General features: G+C 55.8%; 22 protein-coding genes. 19 read left to right on the top strand and 3 right to left on the bottom strand.

The features are described 5' to 3' along the window. The first annotated feature begins 9 nt into the window (after positions 1-9). The 18 genes from rsmG to B4056_RS07765 all read left to right on the top strand — a co-directional run bounded on the left by rsmG (position 10) and on the right by B4056_RS07765 (position 17,946). The gene (gene rsmG / locus B4056_RS07850; RefSeq protein ID WP_071668258.1) at positions 10-627 is read left to right on the top strand and encodes a 16S rRNA (guanine(527)-N(7))-methyltransferase RsmG; all 618 of its coding nucleotides are present in this window, start codon (positions 10-12) and stop codon (positions 625-627) included. 712 nt (positions 628-1,339) lie between these two features. Beyond that, positions 1,340-1,720, top strand: coding sequence for a F0F1 ATP synthase subunit I (atpI, locus tag B4056_RS07845; RefSeq protein ID WP_039381414.1), 381 nt, complete (start codon positions 1,340-1,342; stop codon positions 1,718-1,720). A gap of 8 nt (positions 1,721-1,728) precedes the next feature. After that, the gene (gene atpB, locus B4056_RS07840) at positions 1,729-2,547 is read left to right on the top strand and encodes a F0F1 ATP synthase subunit A (protein ID WP_039381416.1); all 819 of its coding nucleotides are present in this window, start codon (positions 1,729-1,731) and stop codon (positions 2,545-2,547) included. Between the two features lie 48 nt (positions 2,548-2,595). Beyond that, positions 2,596-2,835, top strand: coding sequence for a F0F1 ATP synthase subunit C (gene atpE / locus B4056_RS07835; RefSeq protein WP_003849523.1), 240 nt, complete (start codon positions 2,596-2,598; stop codon positions 2,833-2,835). 108 nt (positions 2,836-2,943) lie between these two features. Next, positions 2,944-3,414, top strand: coding sequence for a F0F1 ATP synthase subunit B (atpF, locus tag B4056_RS07830; protein WP_039381418.1), 471 nt, complete (start codon positions 2,944-2,946; stop codon positions 3,412-3,414). Positions 3,415-3,428: 14 nt separating this feature from the next. Beyond that, positions 3,429-3,962: a F0F1 ATP synthase subunit delta gene (gene atpH, locus B4056_RS07825; RefSeq protein WP_039381423.1), complete on the top strand. Its 534-nt coding sequence runs from the start codon at positions 3,429-3,431 to the stop codon at positions 3,960-3,962. 14 nt (positions 3,963-3,976) lie between these two features. Next, on the top strand, positions 3,977-5,518 hold the full coding sequence (gene atpA, locus B4056_RS07820) for a F0F1 ATP synthase subunit alpha (protein ID WP_039381427.1): 1,542 nt from the start codon (positions 3,977-3,979) through the stop codon (positions 5,516-5,518). A gap of 52 nt (positions 5,519-5,570) precedes the next feature. Beyond that, entirely contained in the window at positions 5,571-6,437 is an 867-nt protein-coding gene (gene atpG, locus B4056_RS07815) for a F0F1 ATP synthase subunit gamma (protein WP_039381430.1), read from the top strand. A 63-nt stretch (positions 6,438-6,500) separates the two neighbouring features. Then, the gene (gene atpD, locus B4056_RS07810) at positions 6,501-7,898 is read left to right on the top strand and encodes a F0F1 ATP synthase subunit beta (protein ID WP_065647895.1); all 1,398 of its coding nucleotides are present in this window, start codon (positions 6,501-6,503) and stop codon (positions 7,896-7,898) included. Between the two features lie 24 nt (positions 7,899-7,922). After that, positions 7,923-8,342, top strand: a complete 420-nt coding sequence (locus B4056_RS07805) for a F0F1 ATP synthase subunit epsilon (RefSeq protein ID WP_039381436.1) — start codon at positions 7,923-7,925, stop codon at positions 8,340-8,342. Positions 8,343-8,542: 200 nt separating this feature from the next. Then, positions 8,543-9,913, top strand: coding sequence for a bifunctional UDP-N-acetylglucosamine diphosphorylase/glucosamine-1-phosphate N-acetyltransferase GlmU (gene glmU / locus B4056_RS07800; protein WP_113655870.1), 1,371 nt, complete (start codon positions 8,543-8,545; stop codon positions 9,911-9,913). A gap of 144 nt (positions 9,914-10,057) precedes the next feature. Continuing rightward, entirely contained in the window at positions 10,058-11,887 is a 1,830-nt protein-coding gene (gene glmS / locus B4056_RS07795; RefSeq protein WP_039381443.1) for a glutamine--fructose-6-phosphate transaminase (isomerizing), read from the top strand. 172 nt (positions 11,888-12,059) lie between these two features. After that, entirely contained in the window at positions 12,060-13,103 is a 1,044-nt protein-coding gene (gene pstS, locus B4056_RS07790; RefSeq protein ID WP_039381445.1) for a phosphate ABC transporter substrate-binding protein PstS, read from the top strand. Positions 13,104-13,188: 85 nt separating this feature from the next. Continuing rightward, the gene (pstC, locus tag B4056_RS07785; protein ID WP_039381448.1) at positions 13,189-14,151 is read left to right on the top strand and encodes a phosphate ABC transporter permease PstC; all 963 of its coding nucleotides are present in this window, start codon (positions 13,189-13,191) and stop codon (positions 14,149-14,151) included. Beyond that, complete coding sequence (gene pstA / locus B4056_RS07780; protein WP_039381450.1) at positions 14,148-15,035, top strand: phosphate ABC transporter permease PstA; 888 nt, start codon at positions 14,148-14,150, stop codon at positions 15,033-15,035. The genes pstC and pstA overlap by 4 nt, the downstream gene beginning before the upstream one ends. A 44-nt stretch (positions 15,036-15,079) precedes the next feature. After that, positions 15,080-15,853: a phosphate ABC transporter ATP-binding protein PstB gene (gene pstB / locus B4056_RS07775; protein WP_039381453.1), complete on the top strand. Its 774-nt coding sequence runs from the start codon at positions 15,080-15,082 to the stop codon at positions 15,851-15,853. Positions 15,854-15,867: 14 nt separating this feature from the next. Continuing rightward, positions 15,868-16,602 carry a phosphate signaling complex protein PhoU gene (phoU, locus tag B4056_RS07770; RefSeq protein ID WP_071668257.1) on the top strand — a complete coding sequence of 245 codons (735 nt, stop codon included), beginning with the start codon at positions 15,868-15,870 and terminating at the stop codon, positions 16,600-16,602. A gap of 105 nt (positions 16,603-16,707) precedes the next feature. Then, positions 16,708-17,946 carry an MFS transporter gene (locus B4056_RS07765; RefSeq protein ID WP_113655869.1) on the top strand — a complete coding sequence of 413 codons (1,239 nt, stop codon included), beginning with the start codon at positions 16,708-16,710 and terminating at the stop codon, positions 17,944-17,946. Positions 17,947-18,380: 434 nt separating this feature from the next. On the opposite strand, the gene yieH is transcribed toward B4056_RS07765, so the two are convergent. Next, positions 18,381-19,058 carry a 6-phosphogluconate phosphatase gene (gene yieH / locus B4056_RS07760; protein WP_288654316.1) on the bottom strand — a complete coding sequence of 226 codons (678 nt, stop codon included), beginning with the start codon at positions 19,056-19,058 and terminating at the stop codon, positions 18,381-18,383. A 149-nt stretch (positions 19,059-19,207) separates the two neighbouring features. Here yieH and B4056_RS07755 point away from each other — a divergent pair, with 149 nt between their 5' ends. Then, the gene (locus B4056_RS07755) at positions 19,208-20,521 is read left to right on the top strand and encodes an NCS2 family permease (protein ID WP_094111673.1); all 1,314 of its coding nucleotides are present in this window, start codon (positions 19,208-19,210) and stop codon (positions 20,519-20,521) included. A 30-nt stretch (positions 20,522-20,551) separates the two neighbouring features. Here the strand turns inward: B4056_RS07755 and B4056_RS07750 are convergent, their stop codons facing one another. Together B4056_RS07750 and B4056_RS07745 are read right to left on the bottom strand one after the other, a co-directional pair. After that, positions 20,552-21,313 carry a 4'-phosphopantetheinyl transferase family protein gene (locus B4056_RS07750; RefSeq protein WP_094111674.1) on the bottom strand — a complete coding sequence of 254 codons (762 nt, stop codon included), beginning with the start codon at positions 21,311-21,313 and terminating at the stop codon, positions 20,552-20,554. Between the two features lie 181 nt (positions 21,314-21,494). Next, positions 21,495-22,085: a malonic semialdehyde reductase gene (locus B4056_RS07745; protein WP_094111675.1), complete on the bottom strand. Its 591-nt coding sequence runs from the start codon at positions 22,083-22,085 to the stop codon at positions 21,495-21,497. Positions 22,086-22,158: the final 73 nt, after the last annotated feature.

Genomic DNA, 22,158 nt, shown 5'->3' with positions numbered 1-22,158 from the left:
AACCTCGCTGTGATTAACAAACTCTCCCGGCTGCTTGACGCAGCAAATATTTCGCTCTCCGATCAACAAAAACAGCAGCTGGTTGGCTATGTGGAGCTGCTGCATAAGTGGAACAAAGCGTATAACCTGACCTCAGTGCGCGATCCGCATCAAATGCTGGTACGCCATATCCTCGACAGCGTGGTGGTAGAGCCGCATCTGCAGGGGGAGCGCTTTATTGATGTAGGGACCGGACCAGGACTGCCGGGCATTCCTCTGGCTATTGTCCGTCCGCAGGCGCATTTTACGCTGCTGGACAGCCTGGGTAAGCGGGTTCGTTTTCTGCGTCAGGTACAGCATGAGTTAGGACTCACTAACATTACTCCAGTCCAGAGCCGGGTTGAAGAGTTCCCGGCAGATCCACCGTTTGATGGTGTCATCAGCCGGGCATTTGCCTCACTGGAAGATATGCTGACCTGGTGCCGCGCATTGCCCGGAACGCATGGACGCTTTTATGCGCTGAAAGGCGTGCGTCCGGATGAGGAGATCGCTTCGCTGCCAGCAGGCTTTAGCGTAGAAAAAATTGAAGCCTTGCGCGTTCCTGAACTGGAAGGCGAGCGTCATCTTGTGGTGATTTCGCAGCAATAAGCCTGCAAAAAGCAGGGTTTTATTCAGCTTCTGGCAGCGGAACCATCGTCAGGGCTGAATAAAAAAACAGCGGTTGAACGCGCGGTGACAAACGCTTTTATTCGGCAGGGGAGGGGAAAGGCGTTAACATCCTTCGCCGTAATTATCCGAAAAGCGTTGTTACATTTAACGATTAATTCACATTTTATTGCCACTAATGTCACATGATAACCGCTGTTTTCTGCTTTCGATTATCACGCAGGGAAATATGACGCGGCAATAAATCGGCGGGCGCAATATTATTATTTTGATTTTAATTCTTTCCGCAGTGTCAACCGGATGTTTTTATCGGAAAAGAGTGAGCTGAAGCAGATTTAAATTTATAAAACCATGATTTTAAATGGTTAACATGCCCTGATTATTAGTGCGGATTATGCATTCTGGTAAATTTTTCAGCGTCTGGTTGTTTATTATGTGATCTGCAGCACGCTTTATATCGCGCTTTAGCCAGAAAACGGCAACGTCGCTGATGGCTTTCCGGGTTATGAATCTTTGGAAAAATAGCCCTTCAGAAAGAAATTTAAATAATTGTTCACCTTTTCGCTACTTAGCGATTGAAATCGCAGGTGCGGCCCGTATAATTTGCACGGCTTTTGCTGCTTGACTCAAAACGGCAAAGGCAGTCTTATACGACACGCGACATACCCCGTTCGGGGCAGGAGAGTTAAGCGTCATGTCAGTGTCTCTTTACAGTGTGAAATTAGCCCGAGCCGTTCTGGTTGTCCAGCTGGTGACGTTTGTCGTAATCGGTGCGCTGTTTGCCCTGAAAGATGTCACCTGGGGCGCCTCTGCTATCGCGGGTGGTGTGGCAGCCTGGCTGCCAAACATACTGTTCACGTTTTTAGCCTGGCGTCTGCAGGATCAAACACCGGCTAAAGGGCGTGTCGCCTGGAGTTTCGCCCTGGGTGAAGTTCTTAAGGTGTTCGCCACCGTTATTTTTCTCGCTGTGGCGTTGGGTGGGTTCGGAGCGGTCTTCTGGCCACTCGCAATCACCTGGTTATCGGTGCTGGTGGTGCAAATCGTCGCACCGGCTGTAATTAACAACAAAGGGTAAGAGGCATCATGGCCGCAGGAGAAATCTCAACGCCGCAGGAATACATAGGACATCATCTGACGCATCTTCAGATGGACCTGCGTACTTTCGAGCTGGTGAATGCACACGACGCGCCAGCAACATTCTGGACGTTAAACCTGGACTCCATGTTTTTCTCTGTTGCACTGGGAGTATTATTCCTTGTGCTGTTCCGCAGCGTGGCGAAAAGCGTCACCAGCGGCGTGCCAGGGAAAATGCAGGCGGCTATCGAGCTGGTTGTCGGCTTTGTTGATAGCAACGTTCGCGACATGTACCACGGTAAAAGTAAAGTTATCGCCCCGCTGGCTCTGACAATTTTTGTCTGGGTCTTCCTGATGAACTTCATGGATCTGCTGCCTATTGATTTGCTGCCGTTTATTGGTGAGCACTATCTGGGCCTGCCGGCGCTGCGCGTCGTGCCGTCAGCAGACGTGAACATCACGCTATCTATGGCGCTGGGCGTATTTATTTTGATTCTGTTCTACAGCATCAAAATGAAAGGGGTAGGCGGCTTTGCTAAAGAGCTGACTCTGCAGCCTTTTAATCACCCGATCTTCATCCCCATCAACCTGATTCTTGAAGGTGTCAGCCTGCTGTCAAAACCGGTTTCACTCGGTCTGCGACTGTTCGGCAACATGTATGCGGGTGAGCTGATCTTTATCCTGATTGCCGGTCTGCTGCCGTGGTGGTCGCAGTGGGTGCTGAATGTGCCATGGGCCATTTTCCACATCCTGATTATTTCGCTGCAGGCTTTCATTTTCATGGTCCTCACGATTGTCTATCTGTCGATGGCATCTGAAGAACATTGATTTTTTTCTCAACAACTTAAGCATAACTGAAACAAACTGGAGACTGTCATGGAAAACCTGAATATGGATCTGCTGTACATGGCTGCCGCTGTGATGATGGGTCTGGCGGCAATCGGTGCTGCGATCGGTATCGGCATCCTCGGAGGTAAATTCCTGGAAGGCGCAGCGCGTCAGCCGGATCTGATCCCTCTGCTGCGTACGCAGTTCTTTGTTGTAATGGGTCTGGTGGATGCAATCCCGATGATCGCTGTTGGTCTGGGTCTCTACGTGATGTTTGCTGTCGCCTAAAGCCTGTAGCCATTGTTCACTCATGGCACCTGGTGTGATGAGGAACAGATTCTGCCGTTTATCGATGATAGCGGCAGAGCACGTTAACTTAATAAGAGGCATTGTGCTGTGAACATTAACGCAACAATCCTCGGCCAGGCCATCGCGTTCATCCTGTTTGTCGCGTTCTGCATGAAGTACGTATGGCCACCGATCATGGCTGCCATCGAAAAGCGCCAGAAAGAAATTGCTGAAGGCCTTGCTTCTGCTGAACGCGCGAAGAAAGATTTGGATCTCGCGCAGGCCAATGCGACCGACCAGCTGAAAAAAGCGAAGGAAGAAGCTCAGGTCATTATCGAGCAGGCGAACAAACGCCGTGCCCAGATTCTGGACGAAGCCAAAACCGAAGCTGAAACTGAACGTAACCGCATCGTCACTCAGGCGCAGGCAGAAATTGAAGCCGAGCGCTCACGTGCACGTGAAGAGCTGCGTAAACAGGTCGCGTTGCTGGCATTAGCTGGCGCCGAGAAAATCATCGAACGTTCCGTGGATGAAGCTGCTAACAGCGACATCGTTGATAAACTGGTCGCTGAACTGTAAGGAGGGAGGGGCTGATGTCTGATCTGATTACTGTAGCTCGCCCCTACGCCAAAGCAGCTTTTGACTTTGCTGTTGAGCATCAAAGTATCGAACGCTGGCAGACCATGCTGGCGTTTGCCGCAGAAGTGGCTCGCAACGAACAGATGGCAGAAGTACTCTCTGGTGCCTTAGCACCTGAAGCGTTATCTGCCTCTTTCAATGCAGTCTGTGGTGATCAACTTGATGAACACGCTCAGAACCTGATCAAGGTAATGGCGGAGAACGGACGTTTGACAGCGCTTCCAGACGTACTGGAGCAATTTATTCAACTGCGTGACGCTTATGAAGCGACAGCCGAAGTTGATGTAATCTCCGCCAGTGCGCTGAGTGACAGCCAGCTGACCAAAATCAGCACCGCGATGGAAAAACGTCTGTCACGCAAAGTTAAGCTGAATTGCAAAATTGATAAGTCTGTATTGGCAGGTGTGGTTATCCGTGCGGGTGACCTGGTGATTGATGGCAGCGTGCGCGGCCGTCTTGACCGTCTGGCAGACGTCTTGCAGTCTTAAGGGGACTGGAGCATATGCAACTGAATTCCACCGAAATCAGCGAACTGATCAAGCAGCGCATTGCTCAGTTCAATGTCGTGAGTGAAGCTCACAACGAAGGTACTATTGTTTCTGTAAGTGACGGTATCATCCGCGTACATGGCCTGGCCGATGTTATGCAGGGTGAAATGATTGCCCTGCCGGGCAACCGTTACGCTATCGCACTGAACCTCGAGCGCGACTCGGTTGGTGCGGTCGTTATGGGCCCGTACGCTGACCTTGCCGAAGGCATGAAGGTTAAGTGCACCGGTCGTATTCTGGAAGTACCGGTTGGCCGTGGCCTGCTGGGTCGCGTGGTGAACACCCTGGGTGCACCTATCGACGGTAAAGGCGCAATCGACAACGACGGCTTCTCGCCGGTTGAAATGATTGCACCAGGCGTTATCGATCGTCAGTCTGTTGACCAGCCTGTTCAGACTGGTTACAAATCTGTCGATGCGATGATTCCAATCGGCCGTGGCCAGCGTGAGCTGATCATCGGTGACCGTCAGACCGGTAAGACTGCAATGGCTATCGACGCCATCATCAACCAGCGTGATTCAGGCATCAAGTGTGTCTACGTTGCGATTGGTCAGAAAGCGTCAACCATCTCTAACGTGGTTCGCAAGCTGGAAGAGCACGGCGCGCTGGCTAACACCATCGTGGTTGTGGCTTCTGCATCGGAGTCTGCTGCGCTGCAGTACCTGTCTCCGTACGCTGGTTGTGCCATGGGCGAATACTTCCGCGACCGCGGTGAAGATGCGCTGATCGTTTACGATGACCTCTCTAAGCAGGCTATCGCTTACCGTCAGATCTCCCTGCTGCTGCGCCGCCCACCAGGCCGTGAAGCATTCCCGGGCGACGTGTTCTATCTCCACTCTCGTCTGCTGGAGCGTGCATCACGCGTAAGCGCTGACTACGTTGAGCGTTTCACCAACGGTGCTGTGAAAGGCCAGACCGGTTCTCTGACCGCGCTGCCAATCATTGAAACCCAGGCTGGTGACGTTTCTGCGTTCGTTCCGACCAACGTTATCTCGATCACTGATGGTCAGATCTTCCTTGAGTCGAACCTGTTCAACTCCGGTATCCGTCCAGCCGTTAACCCGGGTATCTCCGTATCCCGTGTTGGTGGTGCTGCACAGACCAAGATCATCAAGAAACTGTCCGGTGGTATTCGTACCGCGCTGGCACAGTATCGTGAACTGGCAGCGTTCTCTCAGTTCGCTTCCGATCTGGATGATGCAACGCGTAAACAGCTGAGCCACGGTCAGAAAGTGACCGAGCTGCTGAAACAGAAACAGTATGCGCCAATGTCCGTTGCGCAGCAGGGTCTGGTGCTGTTTGCTGCTGAGCGCGGCTTCCTGAACGACGTTGAACTGGCGAAAATCGGCAGCTTCGAAGCCGCTCTGCTGGCGTACGCCGATCGCGAACACGCTGAGCTGATGGCTGAAATCAACCAGGCGGGTAACTACAACAACGATATCGAAGCGAAGCTGAAAGGCCTGCTCGAAACGTTTAAAGCAACCCAGTCCTGGTAATGTCTGGCGGCTTGTCTGAAAAGACAGGCCGCAAGGCTTTGAGGAGAAGCTAATGGCCGGCGCAAAAGAAATACGTACCAAGATCGGAAGCGTAAAAAATACGCAGAAGATCACCAAAGCGATGGAAATGGTCGCCGCCTCCAAAATGCGTAAAACGCAGGAACGCATGGCGGCCAGCCGTCCGTATGCAGATACCATGCGCAAAGTGATTGGTCACCTTGCACTGGGTAATCTGGAATACAAGCACCCTTACCTGGATGAGCGCGACGTTAAGCGCGTCGGCTACCTGGTCGTTTCGACTGACCGCGGGCTTTGTGGTGGTTTGAACATTAACCTGTTCAAAAAATTGCTGGCTGAAATGAAAGGCTGGGCAGACAAAGGCGTTCAGAGCGATCTGGCGATTGTCGGTTCTAAAGGCGTTTCATTCTTCGGCTCTGTCGGTGGTAACGTCGTGGCTCAGGTTACCGGCATGGGCGATAAGCCTGCGCTGTCCGATCTGATCGGCCCGGTAAAAGTTATGCTGCAGGCCTACGATGAAGGCCGTATCGACAAGCTGTATATCGTCAGCAACAAGTTTAACAACACCATGTCTCAGACTCCGACCATTACCCAACTGCTGCCGTTACCGCCAGCGGAAGGTGAAGAAGAGATGAAGGCGAAGACCTGGGATTACCTGTACGAACCCGATCCGAAGGCGCTGCTCGATACGCTGCTGCGTCGTTATGTCGAATCGCAGGTTTATCAGGGTGTGGTGGAAAACCTGGCCAGTGAGCAGGCCGCGCGTATGGTAGCGATGAAAGCCGCAACCGATAACGGCGGAAACCTGATCAAAGAGCTGCAGTTGGTCTACAACAAAGCTCGTCAGGCCAGCATCACCCAGGAACTTACCGAGATCGTCTCGGGAGCCTCCGCGGTTTAACCAGGCATATATCCTGTCGCCCGAGCGCGGCCGGATATTCTCGTATTAGGTAGAGGATTCAAGATGGCAGCTGGAAAGATTGTCCAGATTATCGGCGCCGTAGTTGACGTCGAATTCCCTCAGGACGCGGTACCACAGGTATACAGCGCTCTCGAGGTTAAGAATGGTGATACTCGTCTGGTGCTGGAAGTTCAGCAGCAGCTGGGTGGTGGCGTAGTACGTACTATCGCCATGGGTTCTTCTGACGGCCTGAAGCGCGGTCTGGAAGTAATCGATCTGAAAAAACCTATTCAGGTTCCGGTTGGTAAAGCGACCCTTGGCCGTATCATGAACGTGCTGGGCGAGCCTATCGACATGAAAGGCGACCTGACAGAAGAAGATGGCAGCGCAGTAGAGGTCTCCTCTATTCACCGCGCCGCGCCTTCCTATGAAGATCAGTCAAACTCGCAGGAACTGCTGGAAACCGGCATCAAGGTTATCGACCTGATGTGTCCGTTCGCTAAGGGCGGTAAAGTCGGTCTGTTCGGTGGTGCGGGCGTAGGTAAAACCGTAAACATGATGGAGCTGATCCGTAACATCGCGGCTGAGCACTCAGGTTATTCGGTCTTTGCTGGTGTTGGTGAGCGTACTCGTGAGGGTAACGACTTCTATCACGAAATGACTGACTCCAACGTTATCGATAAAGTAGCGCTGGTGTATGGCCAGATGAACGAGCCGCCGGGTAACCGTCTGCGTGTAGCACTGACCGGTCTGACCATGGCGGAAAAATTCCGTGATGAAGGTCGTGACGTTCTGCTGTTCATCGACAACATCTACCGTTATACCCTGGCAGGTACTGAAGTATCTGCACTGCTGGGTCGTATGCCATCTGCGGTAGGTTATCAGCCAACGCTGGCTGAAGAGATGGGGGTGCTGCAGGAGCGTATTACCTCCACCAAGACTGGTTCAATCACCTCCGTACAGGCCGTTTACGTTCCTGCGGATGACCTGACTGACCCGTCTCCGGCAACCACCTTTGCTCACTTAGACTCAACGGTTACGCTGAGCCGTCAGATCGCCTCTCTGGGTATCTACCCGGCCGTTGACCCGCTGGACTCTACCAGCCGTCAGCTGGATCCACTGATCGTGGGTCAGGAGCACTATGACGTCGCACGTGGCGTACAGTCACTGCTGCAGCGTTACCAGGAGCTGAAAGACATCATCGCCATCCTCGGTATGGACGAGCTGTCTGAAGAAGATAAACTGCTGGTGGCACGTGCGCGTAAGATCCAGCGCTTCCTGTCTCAGCCATTCTTCGTTGCTGAAGTCTTCACCGGTTCTCCGGGCAAATACGTGACGCTGAAAGATACCATTCGTGGTTTCAAAGGCATCATGGAAGGCGAATTCGACCACCTGCCAGAGCAGGCGTTCTACATGGTCGGCGCTATCGAAGAAGCCGTAGAAAAAGCGAAGAAACTGTAATAACGGTTTCCCGGGAGGAATGGTATGGCTATGACTTATCATCTGGACGTGGTCAGCGCGGAGCAGCAGATGTTCTCCGGTCTGGTACAGCGTATCCAGGTGTCAGGTAGCGAAGGCGAGCTGGGTATCCACCCGGGCCACGCCCCGCTGCTGACCGCCATCAAGCCTGGCATGATTCGCATCGTGAAGCAGCACGGCGACGAGGAGTATATCTACCTCTCCGGCGGCGTGCTGGAAGTACAGCCGGGCAGCACGACCGTTCTGGCCGACACCGCGATTCGTGGTGAAGACCTTGACGAAGCGCGCGCGCTGGAAGCGAAACGTAAAGCAGAAGAGCACATGAACAGCAGCCACGGCGACGTGGACTATGCTCAGGCCTCTGCAGAGCTGGCGAAAGCTATCGCGAAACTGCGTGTTATCGAGCTGACCAAAAAAGCGATGTAATCAGGCTTTATGCGTCATGAAATGCCAGCCCTCCGGGGCTGGCATTTTTTTTGCCCGGCGCCCGGCAAACCCGTTGTCATGCACCCTCCCTGAATCCCCTTTCCGCTTTCCTCCGGTTGTCTAATTTCGCCATGAGAAAAATGTAGTAATCTCAGGGGTAAACCTTACACTTTCGAAAGTTAAATTGAGTCTGGAAAATTATGTCTGTAAGCGCGATGAGTGTGGTGATCCTGGCCGCTGGCAAAGGCACCCGTATGTATTCCGATCTGCCTAAAGTTCTGCACACGCTGGCAGGTAAACCCATGGTGCAGCATGTTATTGATGCCGCTACCGGGCTTGGTGCCCGGCAGGTTCACCTGGTCTATGGTCACGGGGGGGAACTGCTGCAGCAGAAGCTGGCGCACAACGCCCTGAACTGGGTACTGCAGGCGGAACAGCTCGGCACCGGGCACGCCATGCAGCAGGCAGCGCCCTTCTTTGCCGATGACGAAGATATTCTGATGCTGTATGGCGATGTGCCGCTGATCTCGCAGACAACGCTGCAGCAGCTGCGCGCGGCGAAACCTGAAGGCGGCATCGGGCTGCTGACCGTGGTGCTGGATAACCCCACCGGCTACGGCCGCATCGTGCGCGAAGATATGACCGTGACCGGCATTATTGAGCAGAAAGATGCATCTCCTGAGCAGCTGGCTATTCAGGAGATCAATACCGGTATCCTGATAGCCAACGGCGGCGATCTCCGGCGCTGGCTGGCACAGCTCGACAACAATAACGCACAGGGTGAGTTCTATATCACCGATATTATCGCGATGGCGCATCAGGAAGGCCGCGTAATTAATACCGTTCATCCGGCGCGTATCAGTGAAACGGAAGGTGTAAATAATCGTCTGCAGCTGGCTACGCTGGAGCGCACTTTTCAGCAGGAGCAGGCGGAAAAACTGCTGCTGGCGGGCGTGATGCTGCGCGATCCGGCGCGTTTTGACCTGCGTGGTACGCTGGCGCACGGGCGCGACGTGGAAATTGATATCGGCGTCATCATCGAAGGTGATGTCACGCTGGGCAACCGGGTAAAAATTGGCGCCGGCTGCGTGATCAAAAACAGCGTTCTGGGCGATGACTGTGAGATCAGCCCTTATTCTGTCATCGAAGATGCTACGCTGGCCGCCGCCTGCACGGTCGGGCCGTTTGCCCGGCTGCGTCCTGGCAGCGAACTGGCTGAACAGGCGCACGTCGGCAACTTTGTGGAAATGAAAAAGGCCACGCTCGGCAAAGGCTCCAAAGCGGGCCATCTTTCCTATCTGGGTGATGCGGAAATAGGGGCGGGCGTTAACATCGGCGCCGGCACTATTACCTGCAACTATGATGGCGCTAACAAGTTTAAAACCATCATTGGCGATAACGTCTTTGTGGGATCGGATACGCAGCTGGTGGCACCGGTCACCGTTGCCGCAGGCGCCACTATCGCTGCCGGTACTACGGTGATGAAAGATGTTACCGCCGCCGATCTGGTCTACAACCGCAAAGAACAGCAGCAGAAAGCGGGCTGGCAGCGCCCGGTGAAGAAAAAATAAATTTTAAGGGCCGGCAAAGATCGGCCCGTTTAGCAGTGCCATAACGATATCCCCACTCTCTACAAGGCTCGGGGAACCGGCGCAGCCGGAAATCAGGTCAGATGACAACGCAATGGCCGAAAGCCATGAAGTCAGGAAACGAATATGTGTGGAATTGTTGGAGCAGTAGCGCAGCGTGACATTGCAGAGATCCTGCTGGAAGGTCTGCGTCGTCTGGAGTATCGCGGTTATGACTCAGCCGGTCTGGCGGTGGTCGATCGTCAGGGGCACGTGACGCGTCTGCGTCGCGTTGGCAAAGTGGCTAATCTGGCGGAGGCCGCAGATCAGCAGCCGCTGATTGGCGGTACCGGTATTGCCCACACCCGCTGGGCCACGCACGGTGAACCTTCTGAGGCAAATGCGCATCCGCACGTCTCAGAGCAGATCATCGTGGTGCATAACGGCATTATCGAAAACCATGAGCCGCTGCGCGCGCAAATGATCGAACGTGGCTACCATTTTGCCTCCGAGACGGACACCGAAGTGGTGGCGCATCTGGTGCACTGGGAGCAGAAGCAGGGCGGCACGCTGCGTGAGGTTATTCTGCGCGTGATCCCTCAGCTGCGCGGTGCTTACGGCATGGTCATCATGGACAGCCGCGATCCGTCGGTGCTGGTGGCCGCGCGCTCCGGCAGCCCGCTGGTGATTGGCCGTGGCGTGGGCGAGAACTTTATCGCATCCGATCAGCTGGCGCTGCTGCCGGTTACCCGCCGCTTTATTTACCTGGAAGAGGGGGATATTGCCGAGGTTACCCGCCGTGAAGTCACTATCATCGATCGCGAAGGCCATCAGGTCCAGCGCGCGGAGATTGAATCAAACGCGCAGTATGACGCGGGCGATAAAGGTATCTATCGCCACTATATGCAGAAAGAGATCTACGAGCAGCCCAACGCTATCAAAAATACGCTGGCGGGCCGCTTCCACGACGGGATTGTCGATCTGCGCGAACTGGGTGAGCATGCAGAGTCGCTGCTGAGCAAAGTAGAGCATATCCAGATCATCGCCTGCGGCACCTCCTACAACTCCGGTATGGTATCGCGCTACTGGTTTGAATCACTGGCGAATATCCCGTGTGACGTTGAGATCGCCTCTGAATTCCGCTACCGCAAATCCGCAGTTCGCAAAAACAGCCTGCTGATCACCCTGTCGCAGTCGGGTGAAACCGCCGATACGCTGGCGGCGCTGCGCCTCTCCAAAGAGCTGGGTTATCTTGGCTCACTGGCTATCTGTAACGTCGCCGGCTCTTCACTGGTGCGCGAATCCGATCTGGCGCTGATGACCAAAGCGGGCACGGAAATTGGCGTGGCTTCCACCAAAGCCTTTACCACGCAGCTGACGGTACTGCTGATGCTGGTGGCAAAACTGGGTCGTCTGCACGGCATGAAGCCGGAAACGGAGCATGAGATTGTGCACGCGCTGCAGGCGCTGCCAAGCCGTATTGAGCAGATGCTGGCGCAGGATAAGATCATCGAGAGCCTGGCAGAAGATTTCTCTGACAAGCATCATGCGCTGTTTCTTGGCCGCGGCGATCAATACCCGATCGCCATGGAAGGCGCGCTTAAGCTCAAAGAGATCTCCTATATTCATGCCGAAGCCTACGCGGCCGGTGAGCTGAAGCACGGCCCGCTGGCGCTGATTGATGCCGATATGCCGGTGATCGTGGTCGCACCTAACAATGAGCTGCTGGAAAAGCTGAAATCCAATATTGAAGAGGTGCGCGCGCGCGGCGGCCTGCTCTATGTCTTCGCCGATGGCGATGCGGGTTTCAGCGACAGTGAAGGGATGAAAATCATTTCACTGCCGCATGTTGAGGAAGTGATTGCCCCTATCTTCTACACCGTGCCGCTGCAGATGCTCTCTTATCATGTGGCGCTGATCAAAGGCACCGACGTGGACCAGCCGCGTAACCTGGCAAAATCGGTTACCGTTGAGTAATCGCTAAGCCGGGCGGGCCTGCAACGGGCCCGCCCGGTTTTTATCCTCGTCATAAAACTGTCACATTTCGTACATTTCGCTGTCATCAAACTGTCCTATTTTCCCTCCAGCAGCAATCACTGACTCCAACTAAAACGGCGTTAAGCCTGATTTATACTCCCCCGGAGGGAACATGACACTGATGCGTAGCACCGTAGCCCGAATCCTCGCCGCCACTTTCGCCGTCAGCGCAGTTTCTGCGTTTGCCGCCACCGATCTGACCGGCGCTGGCGGGACCTTCCCGGCCCCGGTTTATGCCAAGTGGGCAGCAGAGTATCAGCAGGCCACCGGTAGCAAAATCAACTATCAGGGGATCGGCTCTTCGGGTGGCGTAAAGCAGATCATCGCAAAAACCGTGGATTTCGGTGCTTCTGATGCGCCGATGAAAGAGGAAGATCTGCAGAAAAATGGCCTGTTCCAGTTCCCGACCGTTATCGGTGGCGTGGTGCTGGCCGTTAACATTCCGGGTGTGAAGTCGGGCGAGCTGACGCTCGATGGCAAAACCGTAGGTGACATCTACCTCGGCACCATCAAAAAATGGAACGATCCGGCGATCGCTAAGCTGAACCCGAACCTGAAACTGCCTGACACCAATATCAACGTCGTGCGCCGCGCTGACGGCTCCGGTACCTCCTTTGTGTTTACCAGCTATCTGACCAAAGTGAACACGGACTGGGCAAGCAAAATAGGCAAAGGCAACACCGTTAACTGGCCAACAGGCCTTGGCGGTAAAGGCAACGATGGCGTGGCCGCTTTCGTGCAGCGTCTGCCGGGTTCAATTGGCTATGTCGAATACGCCTACGCGAAACAGAACAACCTGACCTACACCAAACTGCTGGATGCGGATGGCAAGCCGGTGGCCCCGAGTGAAAGCAGCTTTGCCAACGCCGCCAAAGGCGCTGACTGGAGCAGCTCGTTTGCTCAGGACCTGACGTTCCAGAAAGGTGACGACGCGTGGCCGATCGCCTCCACCACCTTTATCCTGATTTACAAAGATCAGGCTAATGCGGAGAAGGGCGCAGAAGTGCTGAAGTTCTTTGACTGGGCCTATAAAGGCGGCAGCAAAACCGCCACGGCGCTGGATTACGCGGCGCTGCCGGAGAGCGTAGTGACGCAGATCCGTGCGGCATGGAAAGCGAATATCAAAGACAGCAGCGGCAAAGCGCTCTGGCAGTAAGCCATTGTCAGGCTCGGCTAGTGGCTGAGTATCCCGGGGGCGGCCGCCTGGTCGCCCTGCATATCCTCTGAGAACCGAGAATTTTATGGCTGCTACCAAGCCGGCATTCAAAGCACCGGGTAAGCAAGGCGACATGATTTTTGGCGCGCTGGTTAAACTCTCTGCGCTGATTGTCCTGCTGCTGCTGGGTGGCATTATTGTCTCCCTGATCGTCTCCTCCTGGCCCAGCATTCAGAAGTTTGGCTTCGCCTTTCTCTGGACCAAAACCTGGGATGCACCAAACGAAGAGTTTGGCGCACTGGTGCCGATTTACGGCACGCTGGTGACCTCACTGATCGCATTAATCATCGCGGTACCGGTAAGCTTCGGGATCGCACTGTTTCTGACCGAGCTGGCACCCGGCTGGCTGCGTCGTCCGCTGGGCACCGCCATTGAACTGCTGGCGGCCATCCCGAGCATTGTTTATGGCATGTGGGGCCTGTTTATCTTCGCGCCGCTGTTTGCCGAATATTTTCAGACGCCGGTTGGCAACGTCCTCGCTAACATTCCCATCGTCGGCACGCTGTTCTCCGGCCCGGCGTTTGGTATCGGTATCCTGGCCGCAGGCGTCATCCTGGCGATTATGATCATTCCTTATATCGCCTCGGTAATGCGCGACGTCTTTGAACAGACGCCGGTGATGATGAAAGAGTCCGCGTATGGCATCGGCTGCACAACCTGGGAAGTGATCTGGCGTATCGTGCTGCCGTTTACCAAAAACGGCGTCATCGGTGGCGTGATGCTGGGACTGGGGCGGGCGCTGGGAGAGACCATGGCGGTGACCTTTATTATCGGTAACACCTACCAGCTCGACAGCGCTTCGCTGTTTATGCCTGGCAACAGTATCACCTCAGCGCTGGCTAACGAGTTTGCTGAAGCGGAATCGGGCGTGCATGTCGCTGCGCTGATGGAGCTGGGTCTGATCCTGTTTGTGATCACCTTTATCGTCCTGGCGATCTCGAAGCTGATGATCCTGCGGCTGGCAAAAAGTGAAGGGGCCCGTTCATGACCGCAATTGAAATGCAGAGCCGTACTGAGCTGGAAGCCTCGCGCCGCAAAATGCAGGCGTGGCGCAGTACAAAAAATAAAATCGCCCTGACGCTGTCTCTGCTGACCATGGCGTTTGGCCTCTTCTGGCTGATCTGGATCCTGTTCACCACGGTGACTAAAGGCATCGACGGGCTGAGCTGGTCGCTGTTTACCGAATCAACGCCGCCGCCCAACACCGCCGGCGGCGGGCTGGCAAATGCGCTGGCGGGCAGCGGCCTGCTGATTTTCTGGTCCACCTTTTTCGGTACGCCGCTGGGCATTATGGCCGGGATCTGGCTGGCGGAGTATGGCCGTAAGAACTGGCTGGCAGAGGTGATCCGCTTTATCAACGACATTCTGCTCTCCGCGCCCTCTATCGTGGTCGGACTGTTTGTCTACACCATTGTGGTATCACAGATGCAGCACTTCTCCGGCTGGGCAGGCGTTGCGGCGCTGGCGCTGCTGCAGATCCCGATTGTGATCCGTACCACCGAGAATATGCTGCGGCTGGTGCCGGACAGTATGCGCGAAGCGGCATACGCGCTGGGCACACCGAAGTGGAAGATGATCTCAGCCATCACGCTGAAAGCGTCTGTTTCCGGCATCATTACCGGCGTACTGCTGGCGATTGCGCGTATCGCAGGTGAAACCGCTCCGCTGCTGTTTACCGCGCTCTCCAACCAGTTCTGGAGCACTGACATGATGCAGCCGGTGGCCAACCTGCCGGTCACTATCTTCAAGTTCGCCATGAGCCCGTTTGCCGAATGGCAAAGCCTGGCGTGGGCAGGCGTGCTGATCATTACGCTGTGCGTGCTGCTGCTGAACATTGTTGCCCGCATGATCTTCGCCAAAGGCAAACACTAATTTTCCGGCGCGGCTCTGGCGGCGCTGCATAAGAGAGATGAGCAATGAGTATGGCAACCCCTTCTGCCGGTAAAATCCAGGTGCGTAATCTGAACTTTCATTATGGTAAGTTCCACGCGCTGAAAGATATCAACCTGGATATTGCCCGCAATCAGGTCACCGCGTTTATCGGTCCGTCGGGCTGCGGTAAATCCACGCTGCTGCGCACGTTTAATAAAATGTATTCGCTCTACCCGGAGCAGCGCGCAGAAGGTGAGATCCTACTGGATGGCGACAATATTCTCGCGTCGCACCAGGATATCGCCCTGCTGCGCGCGCGCGTCGGCATGGTATTTCAGAAGCCAACGCCGTTTCCGATGTCAATTTACGACAACATCGCCTTCGGCGTGCGCCTGTTTGAGAAGCTGTCGCGCGCGGATATGGATGAGCGCGTGCAGTGGGCGCTGACCAAAGCCGCGCTGTGGAACGAAACCAAAGACAAGCTTCATCAGAGCGGTTACAGTCTTTCCGGCGGGCAGCAGCAGCGTCTCTGCATCGCGCGCGGTATCGCTATCCGGCCGGAAGTGCTGCTGCTGGATGAGCCCTGCTCGGCGCTGGACCCGATCTCCACCGGCCGCATTGAGGAGCTGATCACCGAGCTCAAGCAGGATTACACCGTGGTGATTGTGACGCACAATATGCAGCAGGCTGCCCGCTGCTCCGATCATACGGCGTTTATGTATCTTGGCGAGCTGATTGAGTTCAGCGACACCGACACGCTGTTTACCAAACCCGCGCAGAAGCAGACTGAAGATTACATCACCGGTCGTTACGGCTGATTCAGGAGAGACTCATGGATAATTTAAATCTTAATAAACATATCTCCGGTCAGTTTAATGCCGAGCTGGAGCATATTCGTACGCAGGTGATGATCATGGGCGGCATGGTGGAGCAGCAGCTCACCGACGCGATTACCGCCATGCATAATCAGGATGCGGAACTGGCACGCCGGGTGATTGAAGGCGACCAGAAGGTCAATATGATGGAGGTAGAGATTGATGAGGCGTGCGTGCGTATTATCGCCAAGCGTCAGCCTACCGCCAGCGACCTGCGGCTGGTAATGGCCATCATCAAAGCGATCTCTGAGCTGGAGCGTATTGGTGACGTGGCGGAAAAAATCAGCCGCACCGCGCTGGAGAAGTTTGGCCAGCAGCATCTGCCGCTCTTGGTCAGCCTGGAGTCGCTGGGCCATCATACGGTGCAGATGCTGCATGACGTACTGGATGCGTTTGCGCGCATGGATCTCAGCGCTGCCATCACCATCTACCGTGAAGATAAAAAAGTGGATAAAGAGTATGAAGGCATCGTGCGCCAGCTGATGACCTATATGATGGAAGATCCGCGCACGATCCCCAGCGTGCTGACCGCCCTGTTCTGCGCGCGCGCGATCGAGCGTATCGGCGATCGCTGTCAGAACATCTGCGAAATTATCTTCTATTTTGTTAAGGGGCAGGATTTTCGTCACGTTGGCGGCGACCGGCTGGATGAACTGCTCTCCGGCGACGACGGCAGCAATCGCCCTACCTGACCCTCTCCTCCGGCTGCCTGTGCGGCAGCCATTACCATTTCTGATTGGTCACTCCGCCGCCCGCTCTTTATACTTGGCGCACTTTTTTTCGCCAGGTGCTCTTTTATGTCCCTTTCCCGCTCTGCTAAACCTGCCGTAACGCCGGCTAAAGCGATGCTGGCCGCAATCAGCGGCTACGCGATGGATGGATTTGATCTGCTGATCCTCGGTTTTATGCTGCCGGCCATCAGCGTGTCACTGATGCTTGACCCGTCACAGGCGGGATCGCTGGTGACCTGGACGCTGATTGGCGCAGTGATCGGCGGTATTCTGTTTGGTCATCTCAGCGATCGCTTTGGCCGGATCCGTATCCTGACCGTAACGATACTGATGTTTTCACTGTTTACCGGCCTGTGCGCGGTGGCGCAGGGCTACTGGGATCTGCTGGCGTACCGGACTCTGGCCGGGGTGGGGCTGGGCGGCGAGTTTGGTATCGGTATGGCGCTGATCGCCGAAGCCTGGCCGCAGGAGAAGCGCAACCGGGCATCGGCCTGGGTCGGCATCGGCTGGCAGCTCGGTGTGCTGCTGGCCGCCTTTATTACGCCGCCGCTGCTCAGCGTGATTGGCTGGCGCGGCATGTTTCTGGTGGGTATGCTGCCGGCACTGCTCTCATTCGTGCTGCGGCGCAGTATGGGTGAGCCGGAGAGTTTCACACGGCAGGTAAAAAGCGTACCGGCACTCTCATTTACCGCCCGCATAAGGCTATTGTTTGCTGACCGCGCCACCCGTAAAGCGAGCCTGGGTATTTTTATCCTCTGTTCGGTACAGAACTTTGGCTATTACGGTCTGATGATCTGGATGCCGAGCTATCTCTCCTCCAGCTTTGGTTTCAGCCTGACAAAATCGGGGCTGTGGACCGCGGTGACGGTGGTGGGCATGACCCTGGGTATCTGGCTGTTTGGCGTGCTGGCCGATCGCTTCGCACGCTGGAAAATTTTTCTGTTGTACCAGTTCGGTGCCGTGGTGATGGTGGTGGTCTATGCGCAGCTGCGCGATCCGACGGTAATGCTGTTTACCGGCGCCATCATGGGCATGTTTGTTAACGGCATGATTGGCGGCTATGGCGCGCTGATCTCCGATACGTTCCCGCCGCAGGCGCGTGCTACCGCGCAAAATGTGCTATTTAACCTCGGGCGCGGCGTCGGCGGTTTTGGTCCGCTGGTGATTGGCGCGCTGGCTACGCAAATTTCCTTCACCGCCGCTATTACGCTGCTGGCGCTGATTTATCTGCTGGATATTTTCGCCACGCTGTTTCTGCTGCCTAAGAAGCAAAGCAATGAGGATTCGCTGGGCGCGATAGGCTGATAGCCTGCGCGCATGCCAGGGGCAGCATCAGACGCAATCGTCATGCCCGGGGCGCATAAATGCGCGCCCTACAGAACGTTGCAGGGGCATCCGTAGGGGCGGCATTAATGCCGCCCTGATATCAGGCGATGCCCCCGGTTCATCAGGCGATACCGTCCGCCGCATGTCAGGGGCGCATAAATGCGCCCCCTACAGAACTTCTCCAGGGGCGCCGCAGGGGCGGCATTCATGCCGCCCTGGTGTCAGGCGATGCCGTCCGCCGCATGTCAGGGGCGCCGTAGGGGCGGCATTAATGCCGCCCTGATATCAGGCAATGCCGCCGCATGTCAGGGGCGCATAAATGCGCCCCCTGCAGAACATTGCAGGGGCACCGCAGGGGCGGCATTAATGCCGCCCTGATGTCAGGCAATGCCGCCGCATATCAGGGGCGCCCCCTACAGAACCTCGCTGGTTGATAACAGCGCCCAGCCGCGCGCCTGCCACAGCGCAGGCAGCTGCGCCATATCATCAAACCGCGTCACCAGCGGATGATCAATTGCGGGATTATGCGCATCGGCGCAGTAGTAAAACACCGGAATACCTGCAGCAATGCCGGCGCGAACGCCCGCTTCGGAATCATCCACCAGAATGCAGCGTTCAATCGGCACTTGCATCTGCTCTGCGGCGTGGAACATCAGCTGCGGATCGGGTTTCCATGCCTGAATGTCATAGCCGCTGTACAGGCGCTCGGTAAACCACGGCAGCATGCCGGTAAGACCCAGTGAATGCTGCATTTTCTTTACCGGTCCGTTAGAAACCACGCATACCGGAACGCGGATCCGCGCCACCAGCTCCGGTGCACCGCCGATCGGCTGCAGCTCCTGCTCAAACAGGCGCGCGACTTCAATACGATAGGCGTGCTCCACCTCTGCTACCGGCAGCGCCTGATGATACTCTTCGCTGATGTCGCGAATAATGTCGTAAAGCTTCACGCCTTTGTACCGCTCAAACATCTGCTGCAGCGACAGCGTGATGCCGTAGCGCGCAAACGTATTCACATAGCCCTGCGTGCAGAGCATTTCGCTGTCGACCAGCGTGCCGTCACAATCAAAGAACACACACCCCACTGTCATCGCCCACTATCCTTCTGATAACTCTTCAGCTTTTACTCTAGCCTGGATTGCCACAGGCAGCAGCAGGCAACCGGTTGCGAAAATTCCGTGTTTTACCGCAATAAAGCCTATAGGATACGCGGCGATAAATTTTTCAGCGGAACAGCGAAATGAAGACTCAGGGCCTGCTGCAGCGCACGTTTAAACTGCAGGAACACGGGACCACGGTACGCACCGAAGTGATTGCCGGGTTCACCACTTTTCTGACGATGGTTTATATCGTCTTTGTTAACCCGCAGATCCTCGGCGCTGCCGGTATGGATACCCAGGCGGTGTTTGTCACTACCTGTCTGATTGCCGCCTTTGGCAGCATCCTGATGGGGCTGATAGCGAACCTGCCGGTTGCGCTGGCACCCGCGATGGGCCTGAACGCCTTTTTCGCATTTGTGGTGGTGGGTGCAATGGGCTACTCCTGGCAGATAGGCATGGGCGCCATTTTCTGGGGTGCGCTGGGGCTGCTGATCCTGACGCTGCTGCGCGTGCGCTACTGGATGATAGCCAATATTCCGCTCTGCCTGCGCACCGGGATCACCGCCGGTATCGGCCTGTTCATCGCGATGATGGGGCTGAAAAATGCCGGCATTATTGTGCCAAACGCGGAGACGCTGGTGGCGGTCGGTAATCTGACGTCGCACAGCGTGCTGCTGGGCGCGCTGGGCTTTTTCATTATCGCTATTCTGGCATCGCGTAATATTCACGCGGCGGTGCTGGTCTCTATTGTGGTCACAACCAGCATAGGCCTTGCGCTGGGTGACGTCAGGTTCACCGGTTTCTTTGCGCCGCCGCCGTCAATCTCGGCGGTAGTGGGTGCGGTGGATATTAAAGGCGCGTTCAATATCGGTATGGCAGGCGTGATCTTCTCCTTTATGCTGGTCAATCTGTTTGACTCGTCCGGTACGCTGATTGGCGTTACGGATAAAGCGGGTCTGACCGATGAAAAGGGCACCTTTCCCCGTATGAAGCAGGCGCTGTATGTGGACAGCATCAGCTCCGTCACGGGTGCGCTGGCGGGTACGTCATCGGTGACAGCCTATATTGAGAGTTCGTCCGGCGTTGCCATTGGCGGCCGTACCGGGCTGATGGCGGTCATCACCGGGCTGCTGTTCCTGCTGGCAATATTTCTGTCGCCGCTGGCGGCGATGGTGCCGGGCTATGCGGCGGCGGGCGCACTGATCTATGTCGGTGTACTGATGACGGCATCGCTGTCGCGCGTACGCTGGGACGATCTCACCGAAGCGGTACCGGCCTTTGTCACCGCGGCGATGATGCCGTTTAGTTTCTCGATTACGGAAGGGATCGCGCTGGGCTTTATCGCCTACTGCGTGATGAAGCTGGGCACCGGACGCTGGCGTGAAATCAGCCCCTGCGTGGTGATAGTTGCGCTGCTGTTTGCACTGAAAATCGCGTTTATTGACGCGCACTGACGCTTCAGGTGGCCTGTGCGGCCACCCGATTCAGTGCTGCCGCATCTCCTGCTGCCCGGCTATGCGTTCGCCGGGCAGACTGGTCAGGCGCAGCGTATGTGAATCCATGTTCGGCTTATTCATTTCAATATCCCGCAGCGCAACCCACTGCTGCTGCCCGTCAATCTCCCACAGTCGCAGATGTCCGGTTCCGGGTGAAAGGGCGCATGACCAGACCAGCGTCGGCTCTGCATCACAGACCGCCTGAATATCGGGAAATAGCGTGGAGCGCAACCGGCCTGATGCCGGATGCAGACGCAGCGAAGAGAGGCCCCGATCTGCTTCACCGGTCAGCTTAAGCACGCTCTGACGTAGCGTCCAGATTTGCGTGGCCGCTTCCATAAAATCCTGCTGTGCATTGATCCACGCCTTTTCACCGGAAGAGAGTTCCTGCATCAGCGCTTCCTGCGTCTGCCGGCTGTGCGCGCGGACAATCTCCATATCCAGTCCGGCACGCCCGCCTTCTTCCGCCAGCAGTACGCCGGTAATATTGCCTGTATAGGAGATGCTGAAATCAGGCAGGTTCGGATCGGCAAAGCAGGGGCGTCCGCTGCTGCTGACGCTCAGCGGTGGCAGCCGATCGATTCCGTAGATACGCAGCATCAGCTGCGCCAGCAGCTCGCGGGCAGCAAGAAAACGCGCGCGCCGCCGGTCGGGCAGACGGGCAGCGCTATCCAGCACATCCGGAGTGATGCGTGAAACCGTTACCGGCAGGGGTGTGGTGCCTGTCCAGCGCACAAAATGACCAGCCATCTGTCGCTCCGTGAAAATGGGCGAATAATCATCAGCGGCATTGTAAGAATTTTCTTAGATGTTTGCATCCGGCTTTCCCGGCAGAGCGATAAATTCAGATAAGACTGAAAATCAGCGCGGGACGAGGCGGGAAAGAGACTCTGCCGGACTGACCGGCAGAGCGCAAACGGGCTGCCAGCTTTCAGGCAAAGGTGGTGGCTTCATCAAAACCGAGTCGCGTCAGGCGCGGATGCAGTTTATCTGCCTCGCCGTAGCCAAGATTGATCAGCATGTTCACCTGCCATTTGCTTTCGCTGAAGAAAGCGGCATTTACTTTGGCGGGATCAAAGCCGGACATCGGACCGGCATCCAGACCGAGCGAACGCGCGGCGAGGATCATGTAGCCTGCCTGCAGGCTGCTGTTACGAAACGCGGTCTCTTTTGTCAGCTCCGGGCTGCTGGTAAACCAGTTGCGCGCGTCACCAAACGGAAACAGTTTTGGCAGCTGCTCAAAAAACTCCGGATCCCACGCGACAATCACCGTTACCGGCGCCGACATGGTTTTGTCCACGTTGCCTGAGGAGAGGGCAGGTTTCAGCCTGGCTTTGCCTTCCGCTGAGGTCACAAATACAAAGCGGCCTGGTGAACAGTTAGCGGAGGTCGGGCCCAGAGCCGTCAGGGTATAAAGCTCCTGCAGCAGCGCCTGTGAAACCGGCTTATCCTGCCAGTGGCTGTGGGTGCGGGCGTCAGTAAACAGCGCATCAAGCGCCGCGCTGTCGAGCGGTGTACTCATGTTTTTCTCCTGTTCAGGCTACGATGCAGGCCCGATTTTTAGCATGAATAATAGAGGCTGCGCTTAACGCAGC

The organism is Pantoea sp. UBA7232 (assembly GCF_002473195.1).
Lineage (GTDB): Bacteria > Pseudomonadota > Gammaproteobacteria > Enterobacterales > Enterobacteriaceae > Pantoea > Pantoea eucrina.
The sequence above is the reverse complement of the archived record's forward strand: the minus strand, read 5'-3'. Positions and strand labels throughout refer to the sequence as shown.

Bases quoted from the DNA above. Each gene is read 5' to 3' on its own strand.
- atpI (WP_039381414.1), top strand. From the start codon at position 1,340: ATGTCAGTGTCTCTTTACAGTGTGAAATTAGCCCGAGCCGTTCTGGTT.
- atpB (WP_039381416.1), top strand. From the start codon at position 1,729: ATGGCCGCAGGAGAAATCTCAACGCCGCAGGAATACATAGGACATCAT.
- atpE (WP_003849523.1), top strand. From the start codon at position 2,596: ATGGAAAACCTGAATATGGATCTGCTGTACATGGCTGCCGCTGTGATG.
- atpH (WP_039381423.1), top strand. From the start codon at position 3,429: ATGTCTGATCTGATTACTGTAGCTCGCCCCTACGCCAAAGCAGCTTTT.
- atpA (WP_039381427.1), top strand. From the start codon at position 3,977: ATGCAACTGAATTCCACCGAAATCAGCGAACTGATCAAGCAGCGCATT.
- atpG (WP_039381430.1), top strand. From the start codon at position 5,571: ATGGCCGGCGCAAAAGAAATACGTACCAAGATCGGAAGCGTAAAAAAT.
- atpD (WP_065647895.1), top strand. From the start codon at position 6,501: ATGGCAGCTGGAAAGATTGTCCAGATTATCGGCGCCGTAGTTGACGTC.
- B4056_RS07805 (WP_039381436.1), top strand. From the start codon at position 7,923: ATGGCTATGACTTATCATCTGGACGTGGTCAGCGCGGAGCAGCAGATG.
- glmU (WP_113655870.1), top strand. From the start codon at position 8,543: ATGTCTGTAAGCGCGATGAGTGTGGTGATCCTGGCCGCTGGCAAAGGC.
- glmS (WP_039381443.1), top strand. From the start codon at position 10,058: ATGTGTGGAATTGTTGGAGCAGTAGCGCAGCGTGACATTGCAGAGATC.
- pstS (WP_039381445.1), top strand. From the start codon at position 12,060: ATGACACTGATGCGTAGCACCGTAGCCCGAATCCTCGCCGCCACTTTC.
- pstC (WP_039381448.1), top strand. From the start codon at position 13,189: ATGGCTGCTACCAAGCCGGCATTCAAAGCACCGGGTAAGCAAGGCGAC.
- pstA (WP_039381450.1), top strand. From the start codon at position 14,148: ATGACCGCAATTGAAATGCAGAGCCGTACTGAGCTGGAAGCCTCGCGC.
- pstB (WP_039381453.1), top strand. From the start codon at position 15,080: ATGAGTATGGCAACCCCTTCTGCCGGTAAAATCCAGGTGCGTAATCTG.
- phoU (WP_071668257.1), top strand. From the start codon at position 15,868: ATGGATAATTTAAATCTTAATAAACATATCTCCGGTCAGTTTAATGCC.
- B4056_RS07765 (WP_113655869.1), top strand. From the start codon at position 16,708: ATGTCCCTTTCCCGCTCTGCTAAACCTGCCGTAACGCCGGCTAAAGCG.
- yieH (WP_288654316.1), bottom strand. From the start codon at position 19,058: ATGACAGTGGGGTGTGTGTTCTTTGATTGTGACGGCACGCTGGTCGAC.
- B4056_RS07755 (WP_094111673.1), top strand. From the start codon at position 19,208: ATGAAGACTCAGGGCCTGCTGCAGCGCACGTTTAAACTGCAGGAACAC.
- B4056_RS07750 (WP_094111674.1), bottom strand. From the start codon at position 21,313: ATGGCTGGTCATTTTGTGCGCTGGACAGGCACCACACCCCTGCCGGTA.
- B4056_RS07745 (WP_094111675.1), bottom strand. From the start codon at position 22,085: ATGAGTACACCGCTCGACAGCGCGGCGCTTGATGCGCTGTTTACTGAC.